Source organism: Serratia surfactantfaciens (assembly GCF_001642805.2).
Taxonomy (GTDB): domain Bacteria; phylum Pseudomonadota; class Gammaproteobacteria; order Enterobacterales; family Enterobacteriaceae; genus Serratia; species Serratia surfactantfaciens.
The window spans coordinates 318,172-344,650 of the sequence record NZ_CP016948.1; the positions used below are offsets into that span (position 1 = coordinate 318,172).

The following is a 26,479-nucleotide window of genomic DNA, read 5'->3' on the forward strand; positions in this document are numbered from 1 at the left end:
CCCGCGCGGCGCCGGTTTTTCTGCCCGGCGCCCGATCAGAATTGGCGATCGCCTATCGGCTGCAGCTGCAGGCTGCCGTCCTTTTGCAGCGATAGCGGCAGGCGCCAATCGCTCTGCTTATCCAGGTTGAACGGCCTGGAGCGGAACATGCAGCCGGTCTTGATGTTCTTGATTTTCATCACGTGTTCCGCATCCGCATTGATTTTCACCTCGAAGCTGCCGGCGGCCGGGATAAAAACTTCCGCCAGCTGTTGCGGCGCCGCCGGCGTTTCCAGCTTGACCAGCACCGCGAAACCGTTGTCCCGGTTGTCCAGCGTCAGCCGATGAAGGCCGGTGGCAGGCAGCTGAGTCGGCTGATGCAGATAGCCGGCTGACGCAGGCCAAGCTTGCCCGGCATTATCATGCAGCGGTCCGCCGCACTGCTCACGCGCTTCGCGCTGCGGCAGTTCGCGCTTGATCGCGCGGTTGTAATCGGTGGGCGCGGCGAGGCTGAATTCGTCGTCATACTGGTGGGCGCGCAGATAGCGCTTGGCGCCGAGCACCCCGACGGCAACCAGCATGAAGAACAGAAATATCCTCAGGCGATTTTTAAAAATCAGCCCAAACAGCTTCCCGGGTAATTGGAACAGCCACCTTGCGATCGTCAATAACATCGTTTTCCCTTTGCGCCCAAGCCGTTACGTCTGCGGTAACTTCGCTTGCCTCAGTATAGCCAAAGCGTTGCCACCGGGCGGCATGCGCCATGAAATTCCTGTTTTTTTACCCCAAACCTTCCTCTAACAGCAACAGCAGCAGGAAGCCGGCAAAGAACATCGCGGTGGCGAACGGGGTCTCTTTCCCGCCCTCATGCGCTTCGACCAGCAGCTCCTCGGTCACCAGGTAGAGCAGGGCGATCAGGCCAAAGGCCAGGAAGGCGGTCAGCCAAAATGCGCCCAGCATGGCCACCGGGGCCCCCAGCAGGCCGCCGATGGGCAGCAGCAGCGCCAGCCCGACGATCGCCGCCATGGCGCGCAGCCGTCTGCCGAGGAAATCTTTCAAATCGCCGACGATCGACAACCCCAGGAACAGCACCTCCAGCGTTAACGCCAGCGTCAACAGCAAACCGGCTTTGGCGCCGGCCGCGAAGGCAATGCCCAGCACCAGCCCATCGATGAAGATATCGACGCCGACTGCGGCGATAAAGCCGACCGGCCCCTGTGCTTTTTCGCCCAGCCGGCGAACTAACAACATCAACAGCACCCCCGCGGCACCGCCCAGCAATACGGCCACGGGCGACTGCTGTTTGAGATCGGGCAGGATCTCAGTGGCTGCGGCGGCGAAAACGATGCCGGCGGTAAAGTGATGGATGACGCGCATCGTGGCGTCGCCGGGGCGACGATAGAGCGCCACCGCCGCGCCGATGACGGTAGCTGCGGCGGGAAACAGGGTATAAAGCACGGCGGAGGTCATCGCGTAATAATCCCTTTATCTGTGATGTCTCTCTCAGTCTAGATGAGCGCCGTCGATTCAGCGTGGTGAAAAAATGTTTGTACGATTTTGTTCATTTATGTACATTTGTGATCACTTTAGCATCGGCGGGCTTATGTGATGTCCAAATTGTTACCGAATGAACGCCACCAGGCTATTCTCGAAACGCTCCGCCAACAGGGGCGGGTGCTGGCTCTGGAGATGGCGCAGCGGCTGAATACGACTGAAGCGACTATCCGTCGCGATCTGCGCCAGCTGGCGGCGCAAAACCTGTGCAAGCGCATCTATGGCGGCGCGTTGGCGCCAACGCCGGCCGATGGCCCGGTTGCGGCGCGCATGGCGCTCAGCGGCGATGAGAAGCTGGCGCTGGCGCAGACCGCGCTGGCGCTGATCGGCGAAGAACAGCTGATTTTCCTCGACGCTGGCAGCACTCACCTGTATCTGGCGGAGTTGTTGCCGCGCGATCGGCGTTTGACGGTGGTGACCAATGCGTTGAGCATCGCCGGGAAGATGCTGGAACGGCCGGGGATCCGCACCATTCTGATCGGCGGTGAACTGGATGAACAGGTCGGCGGCTGCGTGGACGCCAAGGCGGCGGAAGAGATCGACGGCTTTCATTTCGATCTGGTGTTCACCGGTATCTGCGCCTATGACCCGGACGGCGGTTTTTCCGCGCTGAGCTATCAGGACGCCACCTTCAAAAAGCGGCTGCTGAGGCGCGCCGGCAGCGTGGCGGTGCTGTGTACCCGCGACAAACTCAATACCTACGCCCCTTATCCCTTCCTGCCCGCCGGGCGGGTGGACCATCTGGTGACGGCGCGCGGCGCGCACCCGCAGCTCGAGTTGCAGGTGGCGCAGGGCGGCGGCCAGGTTTGGCACAGCGACTTATCGACCGGAGAATGATGATGAAAATAGCCCATGTTGCCCTGTGGACCCGCGACATCGACGCGCAGCTGACGTTCTGGCAGCGTTATTTCAACGGTGAGGCGGGCGAGGAGTACGTCAGCCGCAATCGGCCGGGGTTCGTTTCCCGTTTCGTCAGCCTGGCGGCCGGGCCGACGCTGGAGATCATGCGCGTGCCGACGTTATTGCCGGCGCAGGCTCAGGAGGAACGGGTGGGCTGGGCGCACATCGCGCTGTCGCTGGGGGATGAGCGGCAGGTCGATCTGCTGGCGCAGCGCGCACAGCAGGAAGGCATCTTGCTGTCCGCGCCGCGCTGGACCGGCGATGGCTTCTACGAGGCCGTCCTCCGCGATCCGGACGGCAACGCGATCGAAATCACCGCCTGATCACTCTTCTTCGATGCTGGCGAACTGCTCGCCCAGATAATCGAGCAGCAGCCGCACCGCCGGCAACAGGCCGCGGCGCGACGGGTAGACCGCATGCACCACGCCGCCCTGCGGCTGCCAGCCCGGCAGCAGCTGCACCAGCTCGCCGCGCAGCATATCGTCGCGCATCATCATCGCCGGCAGCTGAACGATGCCGGCGCCGGCGATGGCGGCGGTGCGCAGCATCAGCATGTCGTCGGTGACCAGCCGCGGCGTGTGCTCCCATTCCACCTGTTCACCCTGCGGGCCGGTCAGCCGCCATTGGTGCTGAGCGCGCGCCGGGCCGAGATCGAGCGTCGGGTATTTGCGCAGGTCTTCCGGCGTTTGCGCCGGCCCGAGAGTGCGCACCAGCGCCGGGCTGGCGGCGACGCACCAGGTGCGTTGCGCCAGGATCTTCAGCACCAGATCGCTGTCCTCCAGCGGTGGCGGCCGCACGCGGATCGCCAGATCGAGCCCTTCACCTACCACGTCCACCCGGCGGTTAGTGGCCTCCAGATGTACCGTCACCTTGGGGTAATCGGCCATAAAGGCCGCCACCATGCTGCCGACGCGGGTGTGCAGGATCGCTACCGGACAGGACATGCGCACCGTGCCGCAGGGTTCGGCGCGCGTCTGTTCGATCGCCTGCTGTGCCGCTTCCGCTTCCACCAGCATCGCCTTGCAGTGCGCATAATAGGTTTGGCCGATCTCGGTCACCGAGAAACGCCGCGTCGAGCGCTGGATCAGGCGCACGCCCAGCCGCTCTTCCAGCAGTGCCACGCGGCGGCTGAGTTTGGATTTGGGAATGCCCAACGCCCGGCCGGCGGGGGCGAATCCCTGGTGATCGACCACGCTGGCGAAGAAAAACAGGTCGTTCAGATCGGTCTGCATCGTAGCCCTTATCGTTCCACCAGTAGAACGCTGAGTGTACATCTTGCCTACTACTGCAGCAAACCCCGGCAGATTAAACTTCTGGCATCAACTTAAGGCCGTGAGGTCTGAAACGGGAGTTCAAGATGAAAAAAATCCTCGGTATTCACAACAGCCCGGAAGCGCACTGGGTCGGTAACGGTTTCCTGGTGAATTCGCTGTTCTCTTATAACGATTTGGGGGCGGAAATGAGCCCGTTCCTGCTGCTGGATCACGCGGCGCCGACCAAATTCCGCTCCGCCTCCGGCACCCGCGGCGTGGGTCAGCACCCGCATCGCGGTTTTGAAACGGTGACCATCGTCTATCAGGGCGAAGTGGAGCATCGCGACTCGACCGGCAGCGGCGGGGTGATTGGCCCCGGCGACGTTCAGTGGATGACCGCCGCCTCCGGCATCCTGCACGAAGAGTTCCATTCGCGGGACTTCTCGCGCAACGGCGGCACCATGGAAATGGTGCAGTTGTGGGTCAACCTGCCGGCCAAGGACAAAATGGCCGAGCCGGGTTACCAGACGCTGCTGAACGCCGACATTCCGGTGGTTCCGCTGGCGGACGGCGCAGGGCAGGTGCGGGTGATCGCCGGTGACTTCGGCGGCCATGCCGGACCGGCGCGCACCTTCAGCCCGCTCAACGTGTGGGACATGAAGCTGAATGCCGGCCACACCACCACGCTGACGGTGAAAGAAGGCCATACGCTGGCACTGGTGATGTTGCACGGCGCGATCCTGGTCAACGGCGAAGAAGTAGTGCGCGAAACCCAAATGGTGCGTTTCGACCGGGCGGGGGACTCGATCACTATCGAAGCCAACAACGACGTCGCGCTGCTGGTGCTGAGCGGTGAACCGATCGATGAGCCTATCGTCGGCTACGGCCCGTTCGTGATGAACAGCGACGCGGAAATCCAGCAGGCGTTCCGCGACTTCAACAGCGGCAAGTTCGGCAGCATGAAGGCCGAAGCGAGCGTCGGTTGATGCCTGCGCCTGGGGCGGGAAGTGCTCCCTGGCTCAGGCGCTACACTTAAATCTCAATGCCCCGTCACACCGGCGGGGCATTTCATCCGCAACATCAAACCCCACAGGAGTAAAACCATGACTGCAAATTACAAACGCCTCGACAAGGACCAGGCTGCCGTATTGCTGGTGGATCATCAGGCAGGGCTGCTTTCGCTGGTACGCGATATCGATCCCGATCGGTTTAAAAACAACGTGCTGGCGCTGGGTGATTTAGCGAAGTATTTCAACCTGCCGACCATTCTGACCACCAGTTTTGAAAACGGCCCCAATGGCCCGCTGGTGCCGGAACTGAAAGCCCAATTCCCCGATGCCCCCTTCATTCCGCGTCCTGGCCAGATCAATGCTTGGGACAACGACGACTTCGTCAAGGCGGTGAAAGCCACCGGCCGCAAGCAGCTGATCATCGCCGGCGTGGTGACCGAAGTGTGCGTGGCATTCCCGGCGCTGTCTGCGCTCAATGAAGGTTTCGAGGTATTTGTCGTGACCGACGCCTCCGGCACCTTCAATGAACTGACCCGTCAGTCGGCCTGGAGCCGCATGGAGGCCGCCGGCGCGCAGTTGATGACCTGGTTCGGCGTCGCCTGCGAGCTGCACCGCGACTGGCGCAACGATATCGAAGGCCTGGGCACGCTGTTCTCCAACCATATCCCGGACTACCGCAACCTGATGACCAGCTACAACACGCTGACCAACGGTAAGTAACGCGACGGCCCTTTACCCAACCTTTCGCCTTTCATCACGTTAGACGCGGGATGTAAGCAAAGCGCAGCGGGGCGAAAAGGTAGCGAAAAGCGGCTTTCTCATTGGCCGGGGGCGGGGTAGCGTAATCCCGAACCCGGCAAATGAGGCTAATTCAATGAAACAAGCAATCAAGATCCTGGCGCTGCCCTGTATGGGGGCGGCGCTGCTGTTCAGCGCGAGCGCGATGTCGGCGCCTGAGAAGCCTGCGGCCAATGCGTTGCCGCCTTTGATGGACGCGCCGATGCGCATGCCGCCTTTCCCGGGCGGGCACCCGCCCAAGCCGGGTTTCTGCCGCGGCGGCGAGCTGTTCTGCGCCACCTCGGCCAGCGATAATCCGGTGGAGACCATCAACAAACTGACGGCGGTGATCCCAGCCGGCACCGCCAAACACTATGAAGTGCGCATCGCGGTAGTGGCCGTGCCTGACGCGCCGCCTGCGCCTTAACGGGCCTTGTCATCCCGCTCTGGCCCGTACGCTCAAGGCGCGTTAGGCTAAGGCGAGCGTTTATCGGGAGGCGGGATGACCCCTTTATCACAGCTGCCTTATCTCCAGCCCGGCGATCGCGCGCTGTTGTTCGACGGCGAATGCAATCTGTGTCATGGGCTGGTGAGATATTTGATTCGCGCCGATCGGCAACGGCGCATTTTGTTGGCGACGGTGCAATCCGTCGAAGGACAGGCGATCCTGCAGGCGTTGGGATTGCCGACCGATCGTTTCGATTCCGTGGTCTATGTTGAGCAGGGGCGTTATTGGCTGCGTTCGGCGGCGTTGTTTCAGGCGCTGCGCCAATTGGCTTGGCCATACCGCGTGCTGGCGCTGGGGCGTTATCTGCCGTCGAAGCTGGCGGACAAGGTGTACGACGCGGTCGCCGGCAATCGCTACCGGCTGTTTGGCCGTAATGACGGCGCCGGTCTGCCGGGTGCCGATCAACCCGGGCGCTATCTGCCGCGGCGACGGGAACCGCCGGCCTGAACTTTACGCTTCTTTACCATCCAACCGCTTGAAATATCAGCACTCCAGCTCCATATAATGGAACGTTCAGCCAACAAGGAGCGCGTATGGGAATCAGTGAAGAAGAGCACATCCGCCGTTTGACCCAGGAGAAAAACGACATGGGCAATACGGCGAAATGGGTGGCGATCGTTTCCGCCGTGTACTTTGCCTTGATGGTATTTTACGGCCATCCGACCGGCGTGCTGGCGATGTCGGGCGCGGTGTTCATCGTCTCTGCCACCACCTGGTTGAAAAAACGCCAGAAGGTCAAATCTTATCGCCTGGCGTTGGCCAAAATCAGCGACGATCAGCCCTGATAGTCGCAGCGCCTTAGCGTATACACCAGGCTCGGCGCCGCGCCGGGCACGTCATCCAGCGTATCCGCCCGCTGCATACCGATCTTTTCCAGCACTCGCCACGATGCCTGATTCTCCGCCCGCACTATGGCGGAAATCTCCTCCAGCCCTAATCCGATAAAACCGTACCGCAATGAAGCGCGCGCCATTTCGGTGGCTAGCCCCATGCCCCACACGCGGGTGTCGAAGCGATAGCCGAGGTTCACGGTGCGCTGCGCGCCGAGCGGTTTCCAGGACAATCCGCCAAAGCCGATAATCCAATCCGGCCGTTCGCGCAGCGCGAGCGCCCAGGAGCCGTAGCCGTGTTGATGCCAGCCGGCGAGCCGGTCTTGCAGCGCCGAAGCGGCCTGCGCTTCGCTGGTAAGCGGGCCGGCGGGGTTAAAGCGCTGGGTTTGCGGATCGCCGAAGATGGCGTAGAAGCGTTCGAGGTCCGCCATCACCGGCGGGCGCATCTGCAGGCGTTCACTGAAGAACGGATCTGAAGGCGTAAAGCTCATCGTCGTTTCTCCTGACTGGATAAATGAACAGCGTTCACTGTAGTCCAGATCGGCGAAACGGGAAATCCCCCTCTCAGGGCGAGAGGGGGAACGGGTATTACAGGAAGGAATCGTCGTCGTCGTTGTAATCGTCGTCGGCGTAGTCCGTGTCGTCCTGATAGTTGGCGTTTTGGAAGCCGTTGTCCTGGTTCAGGAAGCTGCCGCCGTCGCCATTGTTGAAGGTATCAAGGTTGTTGGAGGCGTCGAAATTGCGCATCGCGCTGTCGTCCAATTGCGCCGGGGTCTCTTCGATAATGTTCACGATTTCCTGCGGCTGCGAATGGCGGAACAAGCCGGTCAGCATGTCGGCCAATACCACGCCGCCGGCGACGCCGGCCGCCGTTTGCAAGGCGCCTCCCAGGAAGCCGCCGGCGCGTGAAGGCGCCGCCTGCTGAGGTTGGGCATAGGCAGGCTGCTGCTGCTGCTGCGCGTAGCCCCCCTGCTGCGCGTTGTTCCAGGCCGCCGTATTTTGCTGCTGCGCCTGATACTGTTCACGCGGGCTCGGCGTGCTGCGGTTGCCGCCGCCGAACAGCCCGGCCAGGAAGCCGCCGCTGCTCTGCTGGCCGTTGGCGTTTTGCTGCAGCTGCGCCACCTGGGCCTCGAGCTCTTTGACCCGCTGGTCCATCTGCTTGAGCGCCGCTTCCTGAATGATCATCGCCTGCGTCATGTAATAAGGGGCGGAAGGTTGCTCGCGAATATGCTGATTGATTTGCTGCTCTGCCTGGAGATCCCGTGGGCCAGTCTTGGTCTCGGCTTCTTTCAGGCGGCCAAACAGACCATCGATAAGGCGTTGTTCTTCGGATTGCATAGGAGTACCTCAGGAGATAAATAACGGTGCTGGATGATCACTATCATCGGTAACAATCACCCTAGCGCGTTTGCGTGAACCAATAAATAAATGGTGGGTAAACCTGTCTATGAATTTGTTACCAATTACGGCAGCGGGATCAGCATCACCAGCTTCAGGCCGCCGTGTTCCGCCGGGTGAAAGGTGAGCTGGCGATAGCGCAGCGCGCCTTGCTGAGGATGCTCGAAGGTTCTTTCGCCGCCTTCGCGCGCCATCACGTCATGCTGCTTCCACCAGTGATTAAAGTCCGCGCTGTTGTGCGTCATGTTGCGCACAAAGGCGCGCATCTCTTCGGTATTTTGATGATGGCTGGTCTCGGCGCGAAACTCGGCCACCACGCGGCGCGCACGTTCTTCCCAATCGCTGACCAGCGTTTTCGCCAGCGGGTGGAAGAACATGAAGTGCAGCAGGTTGGGGCTGTTGGCCGCATCCAGCCAGCCGCTGAACAGCGTCGCCGCCTGCGGGTTCCAGGCGACGACGTTCCAGGTCACGTCCAACAGATAGCAGGGCACCGTCATCTGATGCACGCTTTGTAGCACCGCGTCATTGGCGGTTTCGCGGTGCGTTTCCTGCTCAGGATCGGCGACGCGCGCCAGGGTAAACAGATAGTGGCGTTCGGCGGGGCCGAGCTGCAGCGCCCCGGCGATGCGCGCCAGCGTGAAGGGGGAAATGGACACCTCGCGCCCCTGTTCTATCCAGGTATACCAGGTGGCGCTGATGCCGCTGATCTGCGCCAGCTCTTCGCGCCGCAGGCCGCTGGTGCGGCGCCGTGAAGAGCTGGGCAGGCCGATCATTTCCGGCGTGATGCGTTCGCGGTGCGCGCGCAAAAACGCACCGAGGGCTTTTGGCCCGGATAAGGCTTCTGATGACATTGCATGGTACCTATTTATACCAGGATAACTGCTCATATTGTACCCGTATATCAGCCTGATTATAGTAGCCGAAAGCCTTCAGGCACAGGCGCAAGCCGGATAATAACGGGAGCAAACATGAGCATCAGCAACAGTCACAAAAACGCGGTAGACCGGCAGTTCGGCGAGCAGGCCAGCGCTTATTTAACCAGTGCGGTGCATGCGCAGGGCAAGGATTTGCAACGTCTCACGCAGTTGCTGGCGTCGCACGCCGACGCGCGCCTGCTCGATCTGGGCTGCGGCGCCGGGCACGCCAGCTTCACGGCGGCGGCCAGGGTGGCGCAGGTGGTGGCCTACGATCTGTCGGCGCAAATGCTGGCGGTGGTGAAGCAGGCGGCGGCGGAAAAAGGTCTGGGCAACATCCAACTGCAACAGGGGGTGGCGGAGTCGTTGCCGTTTGAGGACGCCAGTTTCGATCTGGTGATCAGCCGTTATTCGGCGCACCACTGGCACGACGTTGGCCAGGCATTGCGCGAAGTGCGGCGGGTGCTCAAACCGGGCGGCAAAGCGATCTTTATGGACGTGGTTTCACCGGGGCATCCGCTGTTGGATATCTATCTGCAAACCGTGGAAGTGCTGCGCGATACCTCGCACGTGCGCAACTATGCGCCGGGCGAATGGCTGACGTTGCTGACCGAGGCCGGGCTGGTGGTGCGTGAGGTGACGTCGGATCGGTTGGTGCTGGAGTTCGGCAGTTGGGTGGCGCGTATGCGCACGCCGGCGCATTTCGTTACCGCGATCCGCGCGCTGCAGCAAAGCGTGTCGCAAGAGGTGGCGGCGCATTTCGCCATTCAGCCGGACGGCTCCTTTACCAGCGATATCATGATGTTTGAAGCGACGAGAGGCTGAAAGCAACGGGGCAGCCGATAAAGGCTGCCCCGCGAAACGCTATCGACAAGATGCGCTTATTTTTTGTCTTCCAGCAGGCAGCGGTAGATCAGGCCGCCGATAATGCCGCCGACCAGTGGCACCAGCCAGAATACCCACAGCTGCTGCAGCGCCCAGGTGCCCTGGAAGATCGCTACGCCGGTGCTGCGCGCCGGGTTGACGGAGGTATTGGTCACCGGGATGCTGATCAGGTGGATCAGGGTCAGCGTCAGGCCGATCGCCAGCGGGGCAAAGCCTGCCGGCGCGCGCTTGTCGGTTACGCCGTGAATAACGATCAGGAAGAAGGCGGTGAGCACCAGCTCAATCACGATCGCGGCTTGCAGAGAATAACCGCCTGGTGAGTGTTCGCCGTAACCGTTGGAGGCGAAACCGCCTGCGGTGGCGTCGAAACCGGCTTTGCCGCTGGCGATCAAATACAGCACCGCCGCTGCGGCGATACCGCCGATGACCTGAGCGATAACGTAAGGAATAACGTCTTTCGCCGCGAAACGGCCGCCGGCGAATAAGCCGACGGTGACCGCCGGGTTAAAATGCCCGCCGGAAATATGGCCGACGGCATAGGCCATCGTCACTACAGTCAGACCGAAAGCGAGCGCGACGCCGAGGAAACCAATACCCAGCTGTGGGAATGCCGCTGCTAATACTGCGCTACCACAACCACCAAACACCAACCAAAATGTGCCAAAAAATTCAGCAAAAAGTCGCTTTGACATAGATTCCATCCTGCGGAATAGACTAACGGGCGTTAGCACTAAAAACTATAGAACAGCTTTTTCAGTTCATGCAGATATTCTATAGAATTTTCTTAATGCACCTTGAATAACGGCGGTATTAAATCCCCGGTATTTTATTTTGTCTATGGGAAAAACACCGTTTTTCACCGCACTGGCGCGCGTTTGCCGATTTTTTTATCTTCGCTATGAGAATTTACCCTAAGCGAAATGACGGGCTATTTCCGGGCATTTTTTTCCAGCGGTTTTCTCCATTCAATACGCTCGGGTTAATTGCTAATTTCTATTTGCCAGCCAATCATATTGCCTGTTTTACATTTGACGAAGCGCCTATTGTCATCTAAGTGTCATGCTAAATTAATATCGTCTTCTGCCTGACAATGCTTCATTCAACCTCGGGTAAAAAAACATGAAAATAAAATCGCTCTCCCTGCTGTTGGCTTCACTGTTTCCTGTATTGGCTCATGCTGCTGATATTGAGGTGGCGCGTTATGTGGTCGGCTTCCCCGGCGGGGAACGCGTCGCCTATCAGGGGGCGTTCGCCAAAAATTTCCCGCAGGGATTGCCGGTGGGAATCGGCTCCGGGCTGACGTTCAACCGGAAACAGGGCGACGATCTGGTGCTGACGACGCTGACCGATCGCGGCCCTAATGCCGATGCCCCGGCGGTGGGCAAGCAAGAAGCCAAGATTTTCGCCAATCCGCAATTCACGCCTCTGTTGATGGACATCCGCATCGGCGGCGGCAAGGCCGTGGCCGAGAATGCACGGCCTTTGCATGACGAAAAAGGGCCGATTAGCGGACTGCCGCTGCCGAGCGAGCTGATTGGTTCCACGAACGAAGTGGCGTTGAATGACGCATTGCAGGCGCTGTCGGGCGATCGCCGCGGGTTGGATACCGAGGGCATTACCAGTGACGGCAACGGCGGTTACTGGCTGTGCGATGAGTACGGCCCGTTTCTGATCCATATCGACGGCAAAGGTAAAATTCTCGCCAAATACGGCCCAACGCCACAGGCCGGCGAGCAGGCGGTGGCGGGCGGTTTGCCGAACATCCTGAAGTGGCGCCAGCCTAATCGCGGTTTTGAGGGGCTGACCCGGATGCCGGATGGGCGCATTTTGGCGGCGGTGCAGAGCACGCTGGATGTCGATGGCAAAAGCAAAAACAAGGCGCAGTTTACCCGGTTGGTGAGCTTCGATCCGCGTAGTGGCAAAACCGCCATGTACGGCTATCCCATCGATGTCGACAGCTATAAAAAAGCCAAAGACGCCAAGATTGGCGATGTGGTGGCGTTGGACAATCAGCGCATCTTGTTGATTGAACAGGGCAGCGGTAAAGACAAAACGATGATCAACAAAATCTACCTGGTGGATCTCGCGCAGGCCAGCGATCTGAGCGCGTTTGACGGCCAGGGGAAAGCGCTGGAGTTCGACGACGCGAAAGATCTCGCTAAACGCGGCGTGAAGCTGGCGCAGAAACGGGAAGTGGCGGATCTGCGCCAGTTGGGCTGGCGTCAGGAGAAAGCGGAAGGGTTGGCGCTGATCGACGATCGCACGCTGGCGGTGATCAATGACAATGATTTCGGCTTGCAGGCGAAGCTGGTGGATGCGTCGCCAAAGAGCAAGAAAATCGGCGACTATCAGCTGGAGAAAGAAGGGCGGTTGAGCCTCGACGGCGACAAGACCGACGCCCGCATCGAATTGCGCCCGCTGGAGCAGCCGGAATCGCTGAGCGAGCTCTGGGTGCTCACCTTGCCGCAACCCTTGCAGTGACCAATATCGGGGGCGACAGCGCCCCCGTCAGACCGTTGACAAAGGAGGAAAAAACGTGGTTTTTCCTCCTTTGTGGCCATCAGCCGAAAATCAATAAATTGATTTTCCTTGTTTTTTATCCGCTGCTCTTTGCAAACCCGGCAATGGCATGAGTTTTGTCATCAATCTCACAGCGGGGGCGACAGCGCCCCCGTTTGCTTCAGGCTTCCGCCTGCCGCTGCGGCGCTCTGCCGCGCGAGATGCTCTCCCACACCGCCACCATCACCATGATCAGCGTCGTCAGGCCATTGACCATCAGCAGATCGGTTAAATAGGCGAAAGGGGCCAATACCGCCAGCGCCAGCAGCCCGACCAGATGCGACAGCGGGAAACGGTGATACACCAGCCGTTTGTACAGCGCATTGGCGAGCAGGTAAATCGCCGGGCCGAGCAGCAACACCGCCGCCGTGGCGTGTTGGATGCGGCCGTCGGGATGGGCGATCACCAGCTCGTTGGCCACGGCGCAGACGATGATCGCCCCCACCAGCGCAACGTGGACGTAATGGAAGTAAGCGCCCAGTTGGCCGGGGTTTTCCGCCTGGCTGATGGCGTGGCTGCCGGCTTTGCTGCTGGTGTCGAAGTAGACCCACCACATCGCCAGGCTGCCGAGAAAGGCCACCAGCGAGGCGATAAGCACCGGCGGGCTCCAGCTTTCCATCTCGCTCAGGGTGGCGCCGGTGATCAGAATGGTCTCCCCCAGCGCCACGATCACGAATAGCTGGCAGCGCTCCGCCAGATGGTGGCCTTCGATGGTCCATTCGCTGCTGCTGTCCGAGCGCCCCAGCACCGGCAGACGGAAACCGAACATCGGCGAGACGTATTCGCACAGTACGGCGATCGCCCACAGCGCCGGGCGCGCGCTGCCCTCCGCCAGCCCGCCGGCGATCCAGAAGACGGCGGAGATGCACAGCCAGCCGAGGATGCGGCGAAAGTTTTGCTTTAACGGGTGGCCGGGTTCCAGCAGGCGCAGCACGGTAATGGAACGCCCGACCTGGATGGCGACGTAGAACAGGGCGAAGATCAGGCCGCGTTCGCCAAACGCCTGCGGCAACGCGGCGGCGGCGAACAGCCCCAGCAGCATGATCGCGAACAGCAGCAGGCGGATCTGACGGGTATCCGGGTTAAACCAGTTGGTGACCCAGGCGGTGTATTGCCAGGCCAACCAGACGGCGAACCACAGCAGCAGGGTTTCCAGCGCCCCGGTCAGCGTCAGGTGATGCAGCAGATAGTGGGAGAGTTGGGTCACGGCGAAAACGTAGATCAGATCGAACAGCAGCTCGGAGAATGAGACCGAAGCGCCATGACCGTCACGCACGCGCAGCAGGTTTTGCGACATAAGCGTTCTTCCTTAAAAGGGTAAGCCACAAAATCAGCGTAGCTCAGCGCGCTCCGGCGGGTAAAAAATCTTAAATAGCGACGACGCCCATTCTTTATCTCGCACCGTCTTTAATTGTTCATCAAATAGGGGTAAGGTGAGGTCTATAAAGTCATTCCCGCCTGAAAATACACACTCGCTCTCACTTCCTCCTTATTCTCCTCACAATGATTGATGTTCTTTACGTTGCATGACGTCCGTTTTCATTGGCTAGCGGATAATTAACATCACTGACCACGAGCTAATAAACAAGAACACCTGGAGTCAATCATGAAACTTATCCCAAGCATCGCAGCAGTCTTGATCGCCGCCGCCTCATTCTCCACTTTCGCCGCGCCGCTGTCGTCGGTGAAACAGGTTAACAGCGAGCAGGCCGCCAATCTGCAAAGCCTCGGCGTGGTGTCGGTTTCCGGCATTAGCGGCTCACCGCATGACGCCATTCACGCCCTGAAAGAAAAAGCCGCGGCGGACGGCGCCAGCCATTACCGCATCATCGGTCTGGACACCCCCGGGGACTCCAGCAACTGGCGCGGCAATGCGGAAATTTATCGCTAAGCGTTGACTTTTTACCCTTTGGCCACGGCAACGTGGCCAATAAAATAAACGGTCGTAATAATTATCTGGTAAGTCGGCGTATAAGCGGCTTATTTTCAGGTCATTATTACGACCGTTTTTATTTGTGCCGCTGCCGCGGAGGTTGCATTTGATTACAACTGTGTTCGCCGCTTTCGGAATCATGTTAATGAAGACTTAAGAAATTCGGTTCACATTGGGGGCTTAACCCAAGGAGGCCTCAATGTTAAATGCGACCCGGCTACAACTGATGAATCACTTCGCTTACCTGCAGCAATTTATGGCTTCACCGCGCACCGTCGGTACGCTGGCGCCTTCCTCCCCGTGGCTGTGTCAGGCGATGTTGAACCAGGTGGAGTGGACCCGGGCGCTGTCGATCGCGGAGCTGGGCGCGGCGGACGGCGTACTGACCAAACGCATCCTGGGGCGGATGCGCGCCGACGCGACTCTGGAGGCTTTCGAGATCCAACCCCATTTCGTGCATCGGCTGCGCGGGATTGACGATCGGCGGCTGCAGGTGATGGCCCATTCGGCGACCCGGATGGCCACGGATTACGACGTGGTGTTTTCCTGTCTGCCGCTGCTGTCGATCCCGCTCAGGATCAGCGCGCGCATTCTTCAGCAGGCCCGGCAACGGCTGCTGGCGCGCGACGGCACGTTGGTGCTGTTCCAATACAGTCACCTGTCGGAAAAATTGCTGTCACGCTATTTTCACTGGAAACGCCTGCGGGTAGTGCGCAACTTCCCGCCGGCGCTGGTGTATGTTTGTACCCCGCGTTAACTACAGTTTCTTCGCCATCACCACCACCTCTTCGTCGTGCTGCCGGCGGCGTTCAAGGGGATGCCAACCCCAGCCGGCGTACAGCGCTTCCGACTTGTCGGTGATCAGATGCAAGACGGGATGATGGCGCTGCCGCGCCGCCTCGACGATCGCCATCTCCAGACGGTGGGCGATGCCCTTGCGGCGGTGATCGGGATGCACGAAGACGCCGGCCAGCCACGGGGTGAGGTCCTGGCGCTGATGATCGTCGCTGGGCCACAGGCTGGCCATGCCCACCGGGCGATCGCCGTCGATCATCATCAGCGTCAGGTGATCGTCGCTCGGCCGGCTGCATTGGGCGAAGCGCAGCTGGGTGCGCTCCAGCGAGCCGCCGCGCTGTGAGCCCCACTGGCCGAAGGCCCAGGCGGCGCACACATCGGCAAACTGCGGGCAATCCGACAGCGGAATGATGCGTTGAGTCATGGATGTCTCCCGATTCTTTTCTGGGTTCCTACCCCATTTAACCTATTTTTCGGCCATTTTTTTAACTTTTTAAAGCCGTTCTTTTAGCGGTTTCGCGGTGTTTCGCCCCGCGTCCGGCGTCGTTTCCCTGATTTCTTTTGGCAATCGCGGTGCAGGATTGCAAGTGCTAATGAGAGTGATTATCATGCGCACACTATTTCTCCGTTTCGGCTCAATCATGCGCAATTCCCTCATTTTACTGCTGCTTTCCCTGTGGTTCGGCCTGTTCCCCGCCCAGGCGAAAACGGTCACCGACATCACCGGCCGTCAGGTCGTGGTGCCGGATAACCCGCAGCGTATCGTGCTGGGAGAGAGCCGCATGCTGTATACGCTGGCGCTGCTGGAGCCGGGCAACCCGGCGCAGCGCATCGTCGGCTGGCCGGCGGATCTGGCGCGCTTCGATGCGCAAAGCTGGCAGCTTTATACGCAGAAGTTTCCGCAGATCGCCGCGATCCCCGTTATCAGCGGCAACAATTTTCGCCAGGTCAATATCGAAAGCCTGCTGCAGCTGAAGCCGGATCTGGTGATCCTGGCGCGCTACGCGCGTGAAGACGGCGACAACGATCTGCTGGTTTCCGCGTTGAACAAGGCCGGCGTGGCGGTGATCTATGTCGATCTGCGCATCGATCTGCTGAACAACACCGTGCCGAGCGTGCGGCTGCTGGGCGACGTGCTCAATCGCCAGGAGCGCGCCGAGCAGTTCATCGAATTTTATCAGCAGCATATGGCGGTGATTCAGCAACGGCTGGCGGGCTATCAGGGGGCGAAACCCAAAGTGATGCTGCACCTGCATCTGGGGCGACGCGACACCTGCTGCACCACCGCCGCGCACGGTAATCTCGGCGATCTGCTGACCTTCGCCGGCGGTGACAACATCGCCAACGCCAGCGTCAAAGGCGTGTATGGCGAACTGAACCCGGAAACCATTCTGAGCGCCAATCCCGACGTTTACCTCGCCACCGGCATGGCCGGGCCGCAGGGCAAACGGCTGTCCGACTTGCGCCTCGGGCCGCAGGTCAGCCCACAGGAGGCTGCCGCCAGCTTCCACCAGTTGATCGCCAAACAGCCGATGCTGGCCAGCCTGCAGGCGGTGAAAAACCACCGCGCCTGGAGCGTCTGGCACAATTTTTACCTCAGCCCGTACCACGTGGTGCTGGTCGAGATGTTCGCCAAAGCGTTTTACCCGGATCTGTTCGCCGACATTAACCCGCAACAGACCTTCCAACAGCTGTATCAGCAGTTTTTGCCGTTACCTTTTTCAGGGACCTATTGGAGTCAGTTAGATAATGAATAACAACAAGCGCGGTTGGTGGTGCGCATTGCCTTTGGCGGCCTGCGCGACATCGCCGACGTGGGCGGCGGAAAAAGCCGCGTCGCAGGATGAGAACCTGGTGGTGATCGGCCGTAAAGACACCGACGGCGTGCAGAGCTATCAGCCGTTGACCAGCGTCACCGGCACCCGCAGCGAAACCAACCTGCTGAACGTGCCGCAGGCGATCGACGTGGTGCCGCAGCAGGTGATTACCGATCAGGCGGTCAGCAGCCTGGACGAAGCGTTATACAACGTCAGCGGCATTACCCAGGCCAACACGCTGGGCGGCACTCAGGACGCGGTAATGAAGCGCGGCTTCGGCGACAACCGCGACGGCTCCATTCTGCGCGACGGCGTGCGCTCGGTGCAGGCGCGCAACTTCACGCCGACCACCGAACGGGTGGAGGTGCTCAAGGGGCCGGCCTCGATGCTGTACGGCATGGGCGAGCCGGGGGGGATGATCAACATGATCACCAAAAAGCCCCAGCTGCAGCAGCATACCCACGTGGAGGGCTGGGGCAGCAGTTTCAACGGCGGCGGCGGCCAGCTCGACGTTACCGGGCCGCTCGGCACGTCGGGATTCGCCTATCGGATGATCGTCGATCACGATGAAACCGACTACTGGCGCAACTTTGGCCGCAATCGTCAGACGGTGATCGCGCCCTCGCTGATGTGGTACGGCGAGAACACCACCGTGCGGCTGGCCTACGAGCATATGGAATATCTGGTGCCGTTCGATCGCGGCACTATTATCGATTCGCGCACCGGCAAACCGGTGAATACGCCGCGCGATCGCCGTTTCGACGAGGCTTACAACGCCACCCGCGGCGATCAGGACAGCGTCACTTTGCAGATCGATCAGACGCTCAACGAGCGCTGGAAAAGCTCGCTGACCTACGCCTATAGCCGCAACAGCTACAGCGACAACCAGGCGCGCGCCACGGCGTTGAACCCGGAGAACGGTAAATTGAGCCGCCAGGCCGATGCGACTGCCAACGCCGTCAGCCATGCCAACGCGGTGCAGCTGACGCTCAATGGCGACGTGGACTGGGGCAGCATCAACCACCAGATGCTGTTCGGCTTCGATTTTGAGGATAACCGCACCTACCGCGGCGACATGATCCGCGGCAAAAAGAACGGCGATTTCAATATCTATCATCCGGTATACGGCCTGATGCCGCCGTCGACGGCGGTCAGCGCCAAAGACAGCGACCAGCGGGAAAACCTCACCAGCTACGGCTGGTTTATGCAGGATTCTATCCAACTGACCGATAAATGGCTGGTGATGGGCGGGCTGCGTTACGACGCTTTCGACGTCTATGCCGGCAAGGGGCGGCCGTTCCAGACCAACACCGACAGCTCGGACGGCAAGCTGGTGCCGCGCGCCGGGGTGGTGTACAAGCTGACGCCTTATGTGTCGCTGTACAGCAGCTATACCGAGTCGTTCAAGCCGAACTCCTCCATCGCCACCCAGATCGGTTCGCTGCCGCCGGAGCAGGGCAAATCCTGGGAAGTCGGCGGCAAGCTGGCGCTGCCTAACGGCGTCACCGGCACCCTGGCGCTGTTCGACATCACCAAGCGCAACGTGATGGTCAATGAGCTGGTGGAGGGCGAAACCGTGACGCGCACCGCCGGGCGCGTGCGTTCGCAGGGCGTGGAGCTGGACGTGGCCGGCAATCTCACCGATTCGCTGAGCCTGATCGGCTCCTATGCTTATACCGACGCCCGCGTGGTGGACGATCCGGACAACAAGGGCAAAGAGATGACCAACGTGGCGCGCCACACCGCCTCGCTGTTCCTGACCCAGAACCTGGGCAGTCTGGGCCTGTACAGCGGCGATGAGGTGCGCATCGGCGCCGGCGCGCGCTATGTCGGCCGCCGCCCGGGTGACGCTGCCAACAGCTTCTACCTGGATAATTACACCGTTGCCGATGCGTTCGCCGCTTACACCATGCCGATCAACGGCTATCGGGTGAAATGGCAGCTGAACGTGAAGAACCTGTTCGATAAAACCTATTATCCGTCCAGCGGGGGCAACTTGCGCGTGGCGGTGGGGGAACCGCGTGAGGTGGTGCTGCGCGGCAGTATCGATTTCTAAGCCACGGGCGGTGAAATTTGCTTAAATAACCGCCCCAACGTTAAGGAGAACGCATGAGCCTGCAGATTCGTTTGGCGCAGCAGCGGGATATCGCGCATCTGATGGCGGTTGAACGCTCGGCGGCGCAGCTGTTTCGCCAGCAGCCGACATGGCGCTTTATCGCTGAAGGCGAGGTGATGACCCCGCAACAGCACGCCGCATTTATTGCCGATCGCCGTGAATGGCTGGCGGAAAGCGACCACGGCGAGTGCGCCGGTTTTATCGCCGTGCAGGCTCAGGGGGAAGATTGGCACATCGCCGAATTGTCGGTCGCCGGCACCTGGCAGCGGCAGGGCGTCGGCCGCCGCCTGATCGGGGCGGTGGCGGAAGAGGCCAAACGGCAAGGCGCCTGTCGCCTGACGCTCACCACCTTTATCGACGTGCCGTGGAATGCGCCTTACTACCGGCGGCTGGGATTCCGGCCGCTTGAGGGCGCGCAGCTCACGGTCGCCCTGCGGCGGCATCTGGATGAGGATCTGGCGCATGGCTTTGCCGCCGGCAGTCGCTGTGCCATGGAATTTACACTATCGTAAATATTGAAATACAGAGCGGGCAGGGTATGATGCTGCCACCACGCCATCGCACCCGTTCGGTATTTTGGTATGCAATGCACTCAAGTCACCGTATAAGGGACAACCCGTAATGACACAAACCCTGTTCATGGTAGGCGCTCGCGGAGCCGGCAAGACCACGGTAGGCAGCGCATTGGCGCTGGCGTTGGGCTATCAGTTCGTCGATACCGATCTGTTTATGCAGCAGGCGGCGCAGATGAGCGTGGCGGAAATGGTCGAGCGCGAAGGTTGGCTGGGGTTCCGCCGCCGCGAGACTATCGCGTTGCAGACCGTGACCAAACCGTCAACCATAGTTGCCACTGGGGGCGGCGCGATCCTGGCGGAGGAGAACCGTCAGTTTATGCGTCAGCATGGCACCGTTATCTACCTGCGCGCGCCGGCCAGCGTGTTGGCGCAGCGGTTGGAAGCCTATCCGGAAGATGCGCAGCGCCCGACGCTCACCGGCAGGCCGATCGCCGAGGAGATGCTCGAGGTACTGGCGGCGCGCGAAGCGCTGTATCAGGACGCCGCGCATTACGTGATGGATGCGGCGGCCGATCCGCAGCGGGTGGTGGAACAAATCCTCGCGGTGCTACCGCGTGAGACGGTGAAATAACCTTTTCTTCTCTTCGGGCGCCGTGCGCCCGTTTCCCTATTCCGTTAGCCGAACTGCCGCAAAGTAGGCGCCGGGCGTGACGCCGAAGCGGCGGCGGAAGGCGGCGATATAGGCGCTGACGTTGTCATAGCCACAGGCGTCGGCCACCTCGCCGACCGCTTCGCCGCGTGATAATCCCTCCAGTGAACGCAATACCCGCGCCTGCTGGCGCCACAGCGCGAAGCCGATGCCGGTTTCCTGCAGAAAGCGGCGGCTCAGGGTGCGCGGGCTGAGCCCGGCCCAGACGGCCCAGTCGCGCTGGCTGCGCAGGTTGGCGGGATCGTTCAGCAGCGCGCGGGCGATGTTCAGCAACCGGGCGTCCTGCGGGAGCGGCAGTTGCAAAGGGGCGCCGCTCGCCGCGTGCATTTCGTCCAGCAGCACCTGCAGCAGCCGCCGTTGCGGCGCACTCAGCGGGCCGGCAGGGAACTGCGCGATGCGTTCCACCAGCGCCTGCAACAGCGCAGAGGCCGTGAACAGCTGCGGCTGCAGCGGCATCTCCGGCGCGCTTTCCACCGGCAGATACAGACTCCAGCCCGCCACATCGCCGCAGGCCAGCGCCTGATGGGCGCACCCCGGCGGCAGCCAGCCCAGCGTGCCGCCGGTGATCGCCCATTGCCGGCCGGGCAGTTCCAGCGCCAGCATGCCGCGCGTCAAGAGATAGATCTGGCCGCCTTGGTGCTGATGCCAGGGCGTCAGGTGCTTTTTTTCATGCTGAAGGCGTTGGCTGCGGATCTGCATCGTGTTGGCCGTTTAACGTTATTGAAAGTCCTGATACGGTTATTATGCCATCACCCGACCGAGATAGGATCGCCATTCACCCTATTCGGAGAAACGTGATGACTCAACTTACCCCATTGAATCTGGTGCTCGATACGCTGCGGCAGATCGTCGCCAACCCGGAGCATCGGCCGGCCCAGCTCGCCGCCCGCTTCAGCGCGGACTACCGCCAGCAGGTGGATGGCAAGGTGCTGCACTTCGAGCAGTTTGAGCAGCATATGGCGCTGCTGAAGCGGCAAACCCGCCGCATGACGCTGAGCATCATCGCGGCGGCGGAGCAGGGCGAGGCGGTGCTGACCCACCATCTGGTCGAGGTGGAAAAGCGCGACGGCACCTGCAGCCGCGTGCGGGTGCTGGCGCACTTCACCGTGCGTGAAGGCCGCATTTGCGCCTGCGAAGAACTGACCGAGCTGCTGGCGGGCGATCCCGGCGATCGCGATCTTGGCTCGCGCGTGTCGGAATGAGGGCGGCTGCTATACTTGCTACTGTGTGAAACACACGGGAGAACGGCATGCGCGAAAATGATCAACCTGCTTATCCACGGAGTGCCCGCGTCGTAGAGGTGTTTCGAGGCGACCCGAACCTGCATCTGCGCCGCTTTGAGGTGCGCACCGACGACATTGAGCCGAATACGTTGCTCAGTGAACATGAAACCGAGCAGGAAGCGCTCGACGCCAAGCATCGCTATGAAGACGAGGCGTTAGAGCTCTGACCTGCAGCCCAGCGGAAACCGGCGTCAGGCCGGTTTCCTGTTTATCCCCGCCTTAGCACATATTTCCCAGAACAATATTGATAATGATAATCATTTATGTGATTTTTATCGCCCCTATTGGGTGTTTCACTTCTGGGAAAAGAGATGTCCAATTCCGAGTTGCAGGCGCTGTTTCTGCGCCATATGCGGCCGCTGCAAGCCTACTTGAACGCCAAACTGCGCGACCCTCAGCTGGCCGCGGATTTGGCGCAGGAAAGTTTTACCCGCCTCACCGAGCAATACCCGCAGGGCAATATTCTCGATATCGAGGCTTACCTGTATAAAACCGCCAAGAATCTGATGCTTGACCATCTTCGGCAACAGCAGCGGCGACAGACTGATGCGGTAGAGGATGACATTCTGGCGCAGTATCCCTCCGGCGAACCGGCGCTCGAGCAGCTGGCGATTGACAGCCAAATGCTGCAGCTGTTGCAACAGGCGCTGGCGGGCATGCCGCCGCGCACGCAGCAGATTTTCCGGCTCAACCGGCTCGACGGGCTGACCCAGGCGCAGGTGGCGGCTCAACTGAGCGTATCGCTCAGTACGGTGGAGAAGCATCTGGCCAGCGCGCTGGAGCGGCTGATGACGTTGATGGACGATCAATAATGACAATTTTTTTACGGGTTTATCCGCCTTCAGACGTCTTAACCTATAACCAGAAAAAACAGGGGTCTATGCCATCATGAATCCGCTAACCGCGCAGTCGCGGCAACAGGCGGCCGCCTGGGCCGTGCGCCTGGCCGAAGGGGCGCTGGCCGCCGACCAGCGGCGAGCGTTGGAGGCCTGGCTGGCCGATGATCCGCAGCATCCGGCGGCGCTGCGTCAGGCTCGCTTGCTGTGGGCGACGCTGGGGCAACTGCCGCCAGAACAGCGACAGGCGCTGCAGCCGCAGGTAGCGGCGCTGAAAACGCCATTTCGCCGTAGAGGAGCCCGCTGGGCGATGGCGGCGGCGGTGGCGATCGCCGTTTCCTTCGGCGTTTATCGCGGGCCGGATATATGGATCGGCATGCAGGCGGATTATCAAACCGTTCGCGGCGAGGTGCGCGAAGTCACGTTGCCGGACGGCAGCCGGGTGGCGCTGGACAGCGGCAGCGCGATCGCGCTGGCCTATTCCGCCAACGAACGCAAGGTGCGACTGCTGAGCGGCGCTGCCTATTTTATCGTCGCACCGGTGAACGGGCCGGAAAAGCGCCCGTTCAGGGTAGAGGCGGAAAACGGCGTCACCCAGGCGCTGGGCACCGAGTTCAGCGTGGCGCGCACCGGGCAGGGCGTCGACGTCAGCGTGCATCAGCACAGCGTGCGGGTGACGCTCGAGCGCGGTGAGCGCTCGCTGGTGGTCGCGCAACGCCAGGCGGCGCATTACCGCAGCGGCCTGCTGTGGCTGACGCGGCAAACGGCCGGCGATGATGCCTGGCGGCGCGGCTGGCTGGTGATCGACCGCCAACCGCTGACGCAGGCGCTCGCGCAGCTCAACCGCTATCGCGAGACGCGCATCGTGGCTGTCACCCCTGTGCTGAGAGCGCGCACGGTAAGCGGCGTGTTCGCGCTCAATAAACTCGACGACGGTGTCAGCGCCATTCGTCAGGAACTCGCCGCCCGCCAACTGAATCTCCCCGGCATCACGCTGCTTTACTGATCGGCGCAGGTGGGCCGGGACGCCCGTTTCGCCGCTATTTTCACTTTCTGTAAAAAATCTTTACGGGTTTTCACCCTCCGGAACGTCCTTATGTTTAAACGAGATTGATTTCCATTATCACTTGGTTTGGCATTCTTTCGGGTGGAACACACACGCATGTTTATTCACAAGGGAACCACGCCGGCCGGCCGCTTGGCCACGGCGGTACGCGCTGCGTTGGCGGCGATGGTGTTGACTCAGCCTGTTGTGGCGATCGCCGCGCAGGCTGAAGCGAGCGGCGCGCAGGCCGCACAGCAAAAGAATTTCAACATTGAGGCGCAGCCTCTGCAGAGCGCCATGCTGCGCTTCGCCGAGCAGGCCGGCATGCAGGTGTTTTTCGACGAGGTGAAGCTCGACGGCATGCAGGCGGCGGCGTTGAACGGCAGCATGAGCGTTGAACAGGGCCTGCGGCGCTTGATCGGCGGCAATCCGGTGGCTTTCCGCCTGCAGCCGCAGGGGCAGATCGTATTGAGCCGGCTGCCGACGGCGAACGGCGATGGCGGCGCGCTGGCGCTGGATAGCCTGACGGTGCTGGGGGCCGGCGGCATGAGCGTCAACGACTGGGTTTACGACGAACCGCGCTCGGTCAGCGTCATCAGCCGCGAACAGATGGACAACCGCCCGGCGCGGCACGCGGCCGATATTCTGGAACAGACCACGGGCGCCTATTCCAGCGTCAGCCAGCAAGATCCGGCGCTGTCGGTCAACATCCGCGGCATACAAGACTATGGCCGGGTGAACATGAATATCGATGGCATGCGGCAGAATTTTCAAAAGAGCGGTCATGGCCAGCGTAACGGCACCATGTATATCGATTCCGAGCTGCTGTCCGGCGTAACCATCGACAAGGGCACCACCGGCGGCATGGGCAGCGCCGGCACGCTTGGCGGCATCGCGACGTTCAATACCGTCAGCGCGAGCGATTTCCTGGCGCCGGGCAAAGAGCTGGGCGGCAAGCTGCACGCCAGCACCGGCGATAACGGCACCCACTTCATCGGCAGCGGCATACTGGCATTGGGGAATGAAACCGGCGATATCCTGTTGGCCGCCAGCGAACGCCACCTCGGCGACTATTGGCCCGGCAACAAAGGCGATATCGGCAACATTCGCATCAATAACGACACCGGCAATTACGATCGCTACGCCGAGAGCATCAAGAACAACAAAATCCCCGACACTGATTACCGCATGCACTCGCGACTGGCCAAGGTGGGCTGGAACCTGCCCGCCAACCAGCGCCTGCAGCTGAGTTATCTGCAGACCCAGACCGCGTCGCCGATCGCCGGCACGCTGACCAACCTGGGCACCCGGCCGCCCTATGAACTGGGCTGGAAGCGCACCGGCTACAGCGACGTGATGGCGCGCAACGCGGCGTTCGACTATAGCCTGGCGCCGGAAGGCGTCGACTGGCTCGATTTTCAGGCCAAGCTGTATTACGTCGATACTCAGGACGACAGCGATACCTACAGCACCAGCACGCTGCTGAACAACGGCTACGCGACGCGCACTCGCCTGCGCACCTATGGCGCACAGGCGCAAAACACCTCGCGTTTCAGCCTGGCACCGGGGCATGACTTCCGCGCCAACTACGGGCTGGAGTTCTATTACGACAAGGCCACCAGCGACTCTTCCCGTCAGGGCATGGAAGGGGTAACACCGGCTGGCAACCGCTCGGTCGGCAGCCTGTTCGCCAACCTGACCTACGACTACGACGGCTGGCTGACGCTGGAAGGCGGGCTGCGTTACGACCGCTATCGCCTGCGCGGCCAGACCGGTCTGAGCTACGCCGACTTCCCGTATACGGCGGAGAATCCCTGCAAACAGCTGCGGCTGCGCAACTGTCTGGCGACCACCACGCAGCAGGAGTGGAACGTCGATCGCGATCAGGGCAAGCTGTCGCCGACGCTGGCGCTGGCGGTGCGTCCCGGCGTGGAGTGGCTGGAGCTGTATACCACCTACGGCAAATCCTGGCGGCCGCCGGCGATCACCGAAACGCTAACCAACGGCAGCGCTCACAGCACTTCTACGCAATATCCCAACCCCTTCCTGCAGGCCGAGCGCTCGCGCGCCTGGGAAGTGGGGTTCAACGTGCAGCAGCCGGATCTGTGGTTTGAGGGCGATCGGTTGGCGGCCAAGGTGGCCTATTTCGACACCAAAGTGGATAACTACATCAACCTGGCGATTAACCGCGACAAGCCGGGGCTGGTGCAGCCGAGCATCGGCAACGCCGCCTACGTCAACAATCTGTCGAAAACCCGTTTCCGCGGGCTGGAGTACCAGCTCAACTATGACGCCGGGGTGTTTTACGCCGACCTGACCTACACCCACATGATCGGTAAAAACGAGTTTTGCTCCAGGAACGCCTGGCTGGGCAATCGCCTGCGTTACGGCGCCAACTCCCGGCCGGGCAACTTCTACGCGGAGCAGGATCCGACGGCGAATGACGCCGTGTCCTGCGACGGCGGCTCGCAGTTCGGCACCGCCGCTTACCTGCCGGGCGATCGCGGCTCGGTGACGCTGGGCGGCCGCGCTTTCGATCGCAAGCTGGACGCTGGGGTGACCGTGCGCTTCGCGCCGGGCTATCAGGACAGCTCGGTACCGTCCAACTACCCGTATCTGGCCGACTGGCCGAAATACACCCTGTTCGATCTGTACGCCAGCTACAAACTGACCGACAGCCTGACGCTGCGCGGCTCGGTGGAGAACCTGACCAACCGCGCCTACGTCGTCAGCTACGGCGAGACGCTGGCCAATACCCTGGGGCGCGGCCGCAGCGTGCAGGGCGGGGTGGAGTACCGTTTTTAAGCAGTAAAAGGGCGTTGCTCATCGTTGAGCACAGAGGTCGCCTCGCAAGGGGCGCCGT

31 protein-coding genes are annotated in these 26,479 nt (G+C 61.2%); 21 read left to right on the top strand and 10 right to left on the bottom strand.

Annotation, left to right across the window (positions count from 1 at the left end):
* Positions 1-35 precede the first annotated feature (35 nt).
* The gene (locus ATE40_RS01475; protein ID WP_019454260.1) at positions 36-653 is read right to left on the bottom strand and encodes a hypothetical protein; all 618 of its coding nucleotides are present in this window, start codon (positions 651-653) and stop codon (positions 36-38) included.
* Here ATE40_RS01475 and ATE40_RS24845 point away from each other — a divergent pair.
* Positions 559-780, top strand: a complete 222-nt coding sequence (locus ATE40_RS24845; RefSeq protein WP_162136464.1) for a hypothetical protein — start codon at positions 559-561, stop codon at positions 778-780. The two genes, ATE40_RS01475 and ATE40_RS24845, sit on opposite strands and share 95 nt — an antisense overlap.
* Here ATE40_RS24845 and ATE40_RS01480 read toward each other — a convergent pair.
* Complete coding sequence (locus ATE40_RS01480) at positions 760-1,449, bottom strand: ZIP family metal transporter (RefSeq protein ID WP_019454259.1); 690 nt, start codon at positions 1,447-1,449, stop codon at positions 760-762. The two genes, ATE40_RS24845 and ATE40_RS01480, sit on opposite strands and share 21 nt — an antisense overlap.
* A 138-nt stretch (positions 1,450-1,587) precedes the next feature.
* Between ATE40_RS01480 and ATE40_RS01485 the strand changes: the two genes are divergently transcribed.
* Both ATE40_RS01485 and ATE40_RS01490 read left to right on the top strand, forming a co-directional pair.
* Positions 1,588-2,370: a DeoR/GlpR family DNA-binding transcription regulator gene (locus ATE40_RS01485; RefSeq protein ID WP_063918812.1), complete on the top strand. Its 783-nt coding sequence runs from the start codon at positions 1,588-1,590 to the stop codon at positions 2,368-2,370.
* A 2-nt stretch (positions 2,371-2,372) separates the two neighbouring features.
* Positions 2,373-2,756, top strand: a complete 384-nt coding sequence (locus tag ATE40_RS01490) for a glyoxalase/bleomycin resistance/extradiol dioxygenase family protein (RefSeq protein WP_063918813.1) — start codon at positions 2,373-2,375, stop codon at positions 2,754-2,756.
* Here the strand turns inward: ATE40_RS01490 and ATE40_RS01495 are convergent, their stop codons facing one another.
* Positions 2,757-3,665: a LysR family transcriptional regulator gene (locus ATE40_RS01495; RefSeq protein ID WP_019454256.1), complete on the bottom strand. Its 909-nt coding sequence runs from the start codon at positions 3,663-3,665 to the stop codon at positions 2,757-2,759.
* A 125-nt stretch (positions 3,666-3,790) separates the two neighbouring features.
* On the opposite strand from ATE40_RS01495, the gene ATE40_RS01500 reads away from it, so the two are divergent.
* From ATE40_RS01500 to ATE40_RS01520, 5 genes are all read left to right on the top strand, one after another.
* Complete coding sequence (locus ATE40_RS01500) at positions 3,791-4,672, top strand: pirin family protein (protein ID WP_019454255.1); 882 nt, start codon at positions 3,791-3,793, stop codon at positions 4,670-4,672.
* Between the two features lie 117 nt (positions 4,673-4,789).
* Positions 4,790-5,416 carry an isochorismate family cysteine hydrolase YcaC gene (gene ycaC / locus ATE40_RS01505; RefSeq protein WP_004928476.1) on the top strand — a complete coding sequence of 209 codons (627 nt, stop codon included), beginning with the start codon at positions 4,790-4,792 and terminating at the stop codon, positions 5,414-5,416.
* 154 nt (positions 5,417-5,570) lie between these two features.
* Positions 5,571-5,900 carry a hypothetical protein gene (locus tag ATE40_RS01510; RefSeq protein ID WP_019454254.1) on the top strand — a complete coding sequence of 110 codons (330 nt, stop codon included), beginning with the start codon at positions 5,571-5,573 and terminating at the stop codon, positions 5,898-5,900.
* A gap of 75 nt (positions 5,901-5,975) precedes the next feature.
* Complete coding sequence (locus tag ATE40_RS01515; RefSeq protein ID WP_019454253.1) at positions 5,976-6,428, top strand: thiol-disulfide oxidoreductase DCC family protein; 453 nt, start codon at positions 5,976-5,978, stop codon at positions 6,426-6,428.
* Positions 6,429-6,514: 86 nt separating this feature from the next.
* Positions 6,515-6,766 carry a hypothetical protein gene (locus ATE40_RS01520; protein WP_063918814.1) on the top strand — a complete coding sequence of 84 codons (252 nt, stop codon included), beginning with the start codon at positions 6,515-6,517 and terminating at the stop codon, positions 6,764-6,766.
* Here the strand turns inward: ATE40_RS01520 and ATE40_RS01525 are convergent.
* The 3 genes from ATE40_RS01525 to ATE40_RS01535 form a co-directional block, all read right to left on the bottom strand.
* Complete coding sequence (locus tag ATE40_RS01525) at positions 6,757-7,302, bottom strand: GNAT family N-acetyltransferase (RefSeq protein ID WP_019454251.1); 546 nt, start codon at positions 7,300-7,302, stop codon at positions 6,757-6,759. The genes ATE40_RS01520 and ATE40_RS01525 overlap by 10 nt on opposite strands.
* Before the next feature lie 97 nt (positions 7,303-7,399).
* The gene (locus ATE40_RS01530) at positions 7,400-8,149 is read right to left on the bottom strand and encodes a DUF2076 domain-containing protein (protein WP_063918815.1); all 750 of its coding nucleotides are present in this window, start codon (positions 8,147-8,149) and stop codon (positions 7,400-7,402) included.
* A gap of 125 nt (positions 8,150-8,274) precedes the next feature.
* On the bottom strand, positions 8,275-9,060 hold the full coding sequence (locus ATE40_RS01535; RefSeq protein ID WP_063918816.1) for a helix-turn-helix transcriptional regulator: 786 nt from the start codon (positions 9,058-9,060) through the stop codon (positions 8,275-8,277).
* A 117-nt stretch (positions 9,061-9,177) separates the two neighbouring features.
* On the opposite strand from ATE40_RS01535, the gene ATE40_RS01540 reads away from it, so the two are divergent.
* Positions 9,178-9,948, top strand: a complete 771-nt coding sequence (locus ATE40_RS01540; RefSeq protein ID WP_063918817.1) for a class I SAM-dependent methyltransferase — start codon at positions 9,178-9,180, stop codon at positions 9,946-9,948.
* Between the two features lie 56 nt (positions 9,949-10,004).
* Here the strand turns inward: ATE40_RS01540 and aqpZ are convergent, their stop codons facing one another.
* Complete coding sequence (aqpZ, locus tag ATE40_RS01545; protein WP_004940529.1) at positions 10,005-10,700, bottom strand: aquaporin Z; 696 nt, start codon at positions 10,698-10,700, stop codon at positions 10,005-10,007.
* A gap of 427 nt (positions 10,701-11,127) precedes the next feature.
* Here aqpZ and ATE40_RS01550 point away from each other — a divergent pair, with 427 nt between their 5' ends.
* On the top strand, positions 11,128-12,489 hold the full coding sequence (locus tag ATE40_RS01550) for an esterase-like activity of phytase family protein (RefSeq protein ID WP_063918818.1): 1,362 nt from the start codon (positions 11,128-11,130) through the stop codon (positions 12,487-12,489).
* Between the two features lie 199 nt (positions 12,490-12,688).
* Here the strand turns inward: ATE40_RS01550 and ATE40_RS01555 are convergent, their stop codons facing one another.
* Positions 12,689-13,864: a low temperature requirement protein A gene (locus tag ATE40_RS01555; protein WP_063918819.1), complete on the bottom strand. Its 1,176-nt coding sequence runs from the start codon at positions 13,862-13,864 to the stop codon at positions 12,689-12,691.
* A gap of 309 nt (positions 13,865-14,173) precedes the next feature.
* Here ATE40_RS01555 and ATE40_RS01560 point away from each other — a divergent pair, with 309 nt between their 5' ends.
* Together ATE40_RS01560 and ATE40_RS01565 are read left to right on the top strand one after the other, a co-directional pair.
* Complete coding sequence (locus ATE40_RS01560; protein ID WP_019454243.1) at positions 14,174-14,458, top strand: YdgH/BhsA/McbA-like domain containing protein; 285 nt, start codon at positions 14,174-14,176, stop codon at positions 14,456-14,458.
* A gap of 241 nt (positions 14,459-14,699) precedes the next feature.
* On the top strand, positions 14,700-15,257 hold the full coding sequence (locus tag ATE40_RS01565; protein WP_025160073.1) for a class I SAM-dependent methyltransferase: 558 nt from the start codon (positions 14,700-14,702) through the stop codon (positions 15,255-15,257).
* Here the strand turns inward: ATE40_RS01565 and ATE40_RS01570 are convergent, their stop codons facing one another.
* Complete coding sequence (locus ATE40_RS01570) at positions 15,258-15,719, bottom strand: GNAT family N-acetyltransferase (RefSeq protein WP_019454241.1); 462 nt, start codon at positions 15,717-15,719, stop codon at positions 15,258-15,260.
* A gap of 217 nt (positions 15,720-15,936) precedes the next feature.
* On the opposite strand from ATE40_RS01570, the gene ATE40_RS01575 reads away from it, so the two are divergent.
* The 4 genes from ATE40_RS01575 to aroL all read left to right on the top strand — a co-directional run bounded on the left by ATE40_RS01575 (position 15,937) and on the right by aroL (position 20,374).
* Positions 15,937-17,052, top strand: coding sequence for an ABC transporter substrate-binding protein (locus ATE40_RS01575; RefSeq protein WP_019454240.1), 1,116 nt, complete (start codon positions 15,937-15,939; stop codon positions 17,050-17,052).
* Positions 17,045-19,168, top strand: coding sequence for a TonB-dependent siderophore receptor (locus ATE40_RS01580; RefSeq protein ID WP_063918820.1), 2,124 nt, complete (start codon positions 17,045-17,047; stop codon positions 19,166-19,168). The genes ATE40_RS01575 and ATE40_RS01580 overlap by 8 nt, the downstream gene beginning before the upstream one ends.
* Before the next feature lie 53 nt (positions 19,169-19,221).
* A complete protein-coding gene (locus ATE40_RS01585) occupies positions 19,222-19,740 on the top strand; it encodes a GNAT family N-acetyltransferase (protein ID WP_019454238.1) in 519 nt (172 codons plus the stop codon).
* A 109-nt stretch (positions 19,741-19,849) separates the two neighbouring features.
* The gene (gene aroL / locus ATE40_RS01590) at positions 19,850-20,374 is read left to right on the top strand and encodes a shikimate kinase AroL (RefSeq protein WP_063918821.1); all 525 of its coding nucleotides are present in this window, start codon (positions 19,850-19,852) and stop codon (positions 20,372-20,374) included.
* Positions 20,375-20,410: 36 nt separating this feature from the next.
* Here the strand turns inward: aroL and ATE40_RS01595 are convergent, their stop codons facing one another.
* The gene (locus tag ATE40_RS01595; protein ID WP_063918822.1) at positions 20,411-21,151 is read right to left on the bottom strand and encodes a helix-turn-helix domain-containing protein; all 741 of its coding nucleotides are present in this window, start codon (positions 21,149-21,151) and stop codon (positions 20,411-20,413) included.
* 98 nt (positions 21,152-21,249) lie between these two features.
* Between ATE40_RS01595 and ATE40_RS01600 the strand changes: the two genes are divergently transcribed.
* The 5 genes from ATE40_RS01600 (at position 21,250) to ATE40_RS01620 (ending at position 26,421) form a co-directional block, all read left to right on the top strand.
* Positions 21,250-21,654, top strand: a complete 405-nt coding sequence (locus ATE40_RS01600; protein WP_025160072.1) for a nuclear transport factor 2 family protein — start codon at positions 21,250-21,252, stop codon at positions 21,652-21,654.
* Positions 21,655-21,701: 47 nt separating this feature from the next.
* Complete coding sequence (locus ATE40_RS01605; RefSeq protein ID WP_004940491.1) at positions 21,702-21,902, top strand: YaiA family protein; 201 nt, start codon at positions 21,702-21,704, stop codon at positions 21,900-21,902.
* A gap of 144 nt (positions 21,903-22,046) precedes the next feature.
* Positions 22,047-22,547, top strand: a complete 501-nt coding sequence (locus ATE40_RS01610; RefSeq protein ID WP_019454234.1) for an RNA polymerase sigma factor — start codon at positions 22,047-22,049, stop codon at positions 22,545-22,547.
* A gap of 76 nt (positions 22,548-22,623) precedes the next feature.
* Positions 22,624-23,577, top strand: coding sequence for a FecR family protein (locus ATE40_RS01615; RefSeq protein WP_063918823.1), 954 nt, complete (start codon positions 22,624-22,626; stop codon positions 23,575-23,577).
* Between the two features lie 156 nt (positions 23,578-23,733).
* A complete protein-coding gene (locus tag ATE40_RS01620) occupies positions 23,734-26,421 on the top strand; it encodes a TonB-dependent receptor (RefSeq protein WP_063918824.1) in 2,688 nt (895 codons plus the stop codon).
* The last annotated feature ends 58 nt before the right edge of the window (positions 26,422-26,479 follow it).

Coding starts and splice junctions, on each gene's coding strand:
- ATE40_RS24845 (WP_162136464.1), top strand. CDS start 559: ATGAAGAACAGAAATATCCTCAGGCGATTTTTAAAAATCAGCCCAAAC.
- ATE40_RS01475 (WP_019454260.1), bottom strand. CDS start 653: ATGTTATTGACGATCGCAAGGTGGCTGTTCCAATTACCCGGGAAGCTG.
- ATE40_RS01480 (WP_019454259.1), bottom strand. CDS start 1,449: ATGACCTCCGCCGTGCTTTATACCCTGTTTCCCGCCGCAGCTACCGTC.
- ATE40_RS01485 (WP_063918812.1), top strand. CDS start 1,588: ATGTCCAAATTGTTACCGAATGAACGCCACCAGGCTATTCTCGAAACG.
- ATE40_RS01490 (WP_063918813.1), top strand. CDS start 2,373: ATGAAAATAGCCCATGTTGCCCTGTGGACCCGCGACATCGACGCGCAG.
- ATE40_RS01495 (WP_019454256.1), bottom strand. CDS start 3,665: ATGCAGACCGATCTGAACGACCTGTTTTTCTTCGCCAGCGTGGTCGAT.
- ATE40_RS01500 (WP_019454255.1), top strand. CDS start 3,791: ATGAAAAAAATCCTCGGTATTCACAACAGCCCGGAAGCGCACTGGGTC.
- ycaC (WP_004928476.1), top strand. CDS start 4,790: ATGACTGCAAATTACAAACGCCTCGACAAGGACCAGGCTGCCGTATTG.
- ATE40_RS01510 (WP_019454254.1), top strand. CDS start 5,571: ATGAAACAAGCAATCAAGATCCTGGCGCTGCCCTGTATGGGGGCGGCG.
- ATE40_RS01515 (WP_019454253.1), top strand. CDS start 5,976: ATGACCCCTTTATCACAGCTGCCTTATCTCCAGCCCGGCGATCGCGCG.
- ATE40_RS01520 (WP_063918814.1), top strand. CDS start 6,515: ATGGGAATCAGTGAAGAAGAGCACATCCGCCGTTTGACCCAGGAGAAA.
- ATE40_RS01525 (WP_019454251.1), bottom strand. CDS start 7,302: ATGAGCTTTACGCCTTCAGATCCGTTCTTCAGTGAACGCCTGCAGATG.
- ATE40_RS01530 (WP_063918815.1), bottom strand. CDS start 8,149: ATGCAATCCGAAGAACAACGCCTTATCGATGGTCTGTTTGGCCGCCTG.
- ATE40_RS01535 (WP_063918816.1), bottom strand. CDS start 9,060: ATGTCATCAGAAGCCTTATCCGGGCCAAAAGCCCTCGGTGCGTTTTTG.
- ATE40_RS01540 (WP_063918817.1), top strand. CDS start 9,178: ATGAGCATCAGCAACAGTCACAAAAACGCGGTAGACCGGCAGTTCGGC.
- aqpZ (WP_004940529.1), bottom strand. CDS start 10,700: ATGTCAAAGCGACTTTTTGCTGAATTTTTTGGCACATTTTGGTTGGTG.
- ATE40_RS01550 (WP_063918818.1), top strand. CDS start 11,128: ATGAAAATAAAATCGCTCTCCCTGCTGTTGGCTTCACTGTTTCCTGTA.
- ATE40_RS01555 (WP_063918819.1), bottom strand. CDS start 13,864: ATGTCGCAAAACCTGCTGCGCGTGCGTGACGGTCATGGCGCTTCGGTC.
- ATE40_RS01560 (WP_019454243.1), top strand. CDS start 14,174: ATGAAACTTATCCCAAGCATCGCAGCAGTCTTGATCGCCGCCGCCTCA.
- ATE40_RS01565 (WP_025160073.1), top strand. CDS start 14,700: ATGTTAAATGCGACCCGGCTACAACTGATGAATCACTTCGCTTACCTG.
- ATE40_RS01570 (WP_019454241.1), bottom strand. CDS start 15,719: ATGACTCAACGCATCATTCCGCTGTCGGATTGCCCGCAGTTTGCCGAT.
- ATE40_RS01575 (WP_019454240.1), top strand. CDS start 15,937: ATGCGCAATTCCCTCATTTTACTGCTGCTTTCCCTGTGGTTCGGCCTG.
- ATE40_RS01580 (WP_063918820.1), top strand. CDS start 17,045: ATGAATAACAACAAGCGCGGTTGGTGGTGCGCATTGCCTTTGGCGGCC.
- ATE40_RS01585 (WP_019454238.1), top strand. CDS start 19,222: ATGAGCCTGCAGATTCGTTTGGCGCAGCAGCGGGATATCGCGCATCTG.
- aroL (WP_063918821.1), top strand. CDS start 19,850: ATGACACAAACCCTGTTCATGGTAGGCGCTCGCGGAGCCGGCAAGACC.
- ATE40_RS01595 (WP_063918822.1), bottom strand. CDS start 21,151: ATGCAGATCCGCAGCCAACGCCTTCAGCATGAAAAAAAGCACCTGACG.
- ATE40_RS01600 (WP_025160072.1), top strand. CDS start 21,250: ATGACTCAACTTACCCCATTGAATCTGGTGCTCGATACGCTGCGGCAG.
- ATE40_RS01605 (WP_004940491.1), top strand. CDS start 21,702: ATGCGCGAAAATGATCAACCTGCTTATCCACGGAGTGCCCGCGTCGTA.
- ATE40_RS01610 (WP_019454234.1), top strand. CDS start 22,047: ATGTCCAATTCCGAGTTGCAGGCGCTGTTTCTGCGCCATATGCGGCCG.
- ATE40_RS01615 (WP_063918823.1), top strand. CDS start 22,624: ATGAATCCGCTAACCGCGCAGTCGCGGCAACAGGCGGCCGCCTGGGCC.
- ATE40_RS01620 (WP_063918824.1), top strand. CDS start 23,734: ATGTTTATTCACAAGGGAACCACGCCGGCCGGCCGCTTGGCCACGGCG.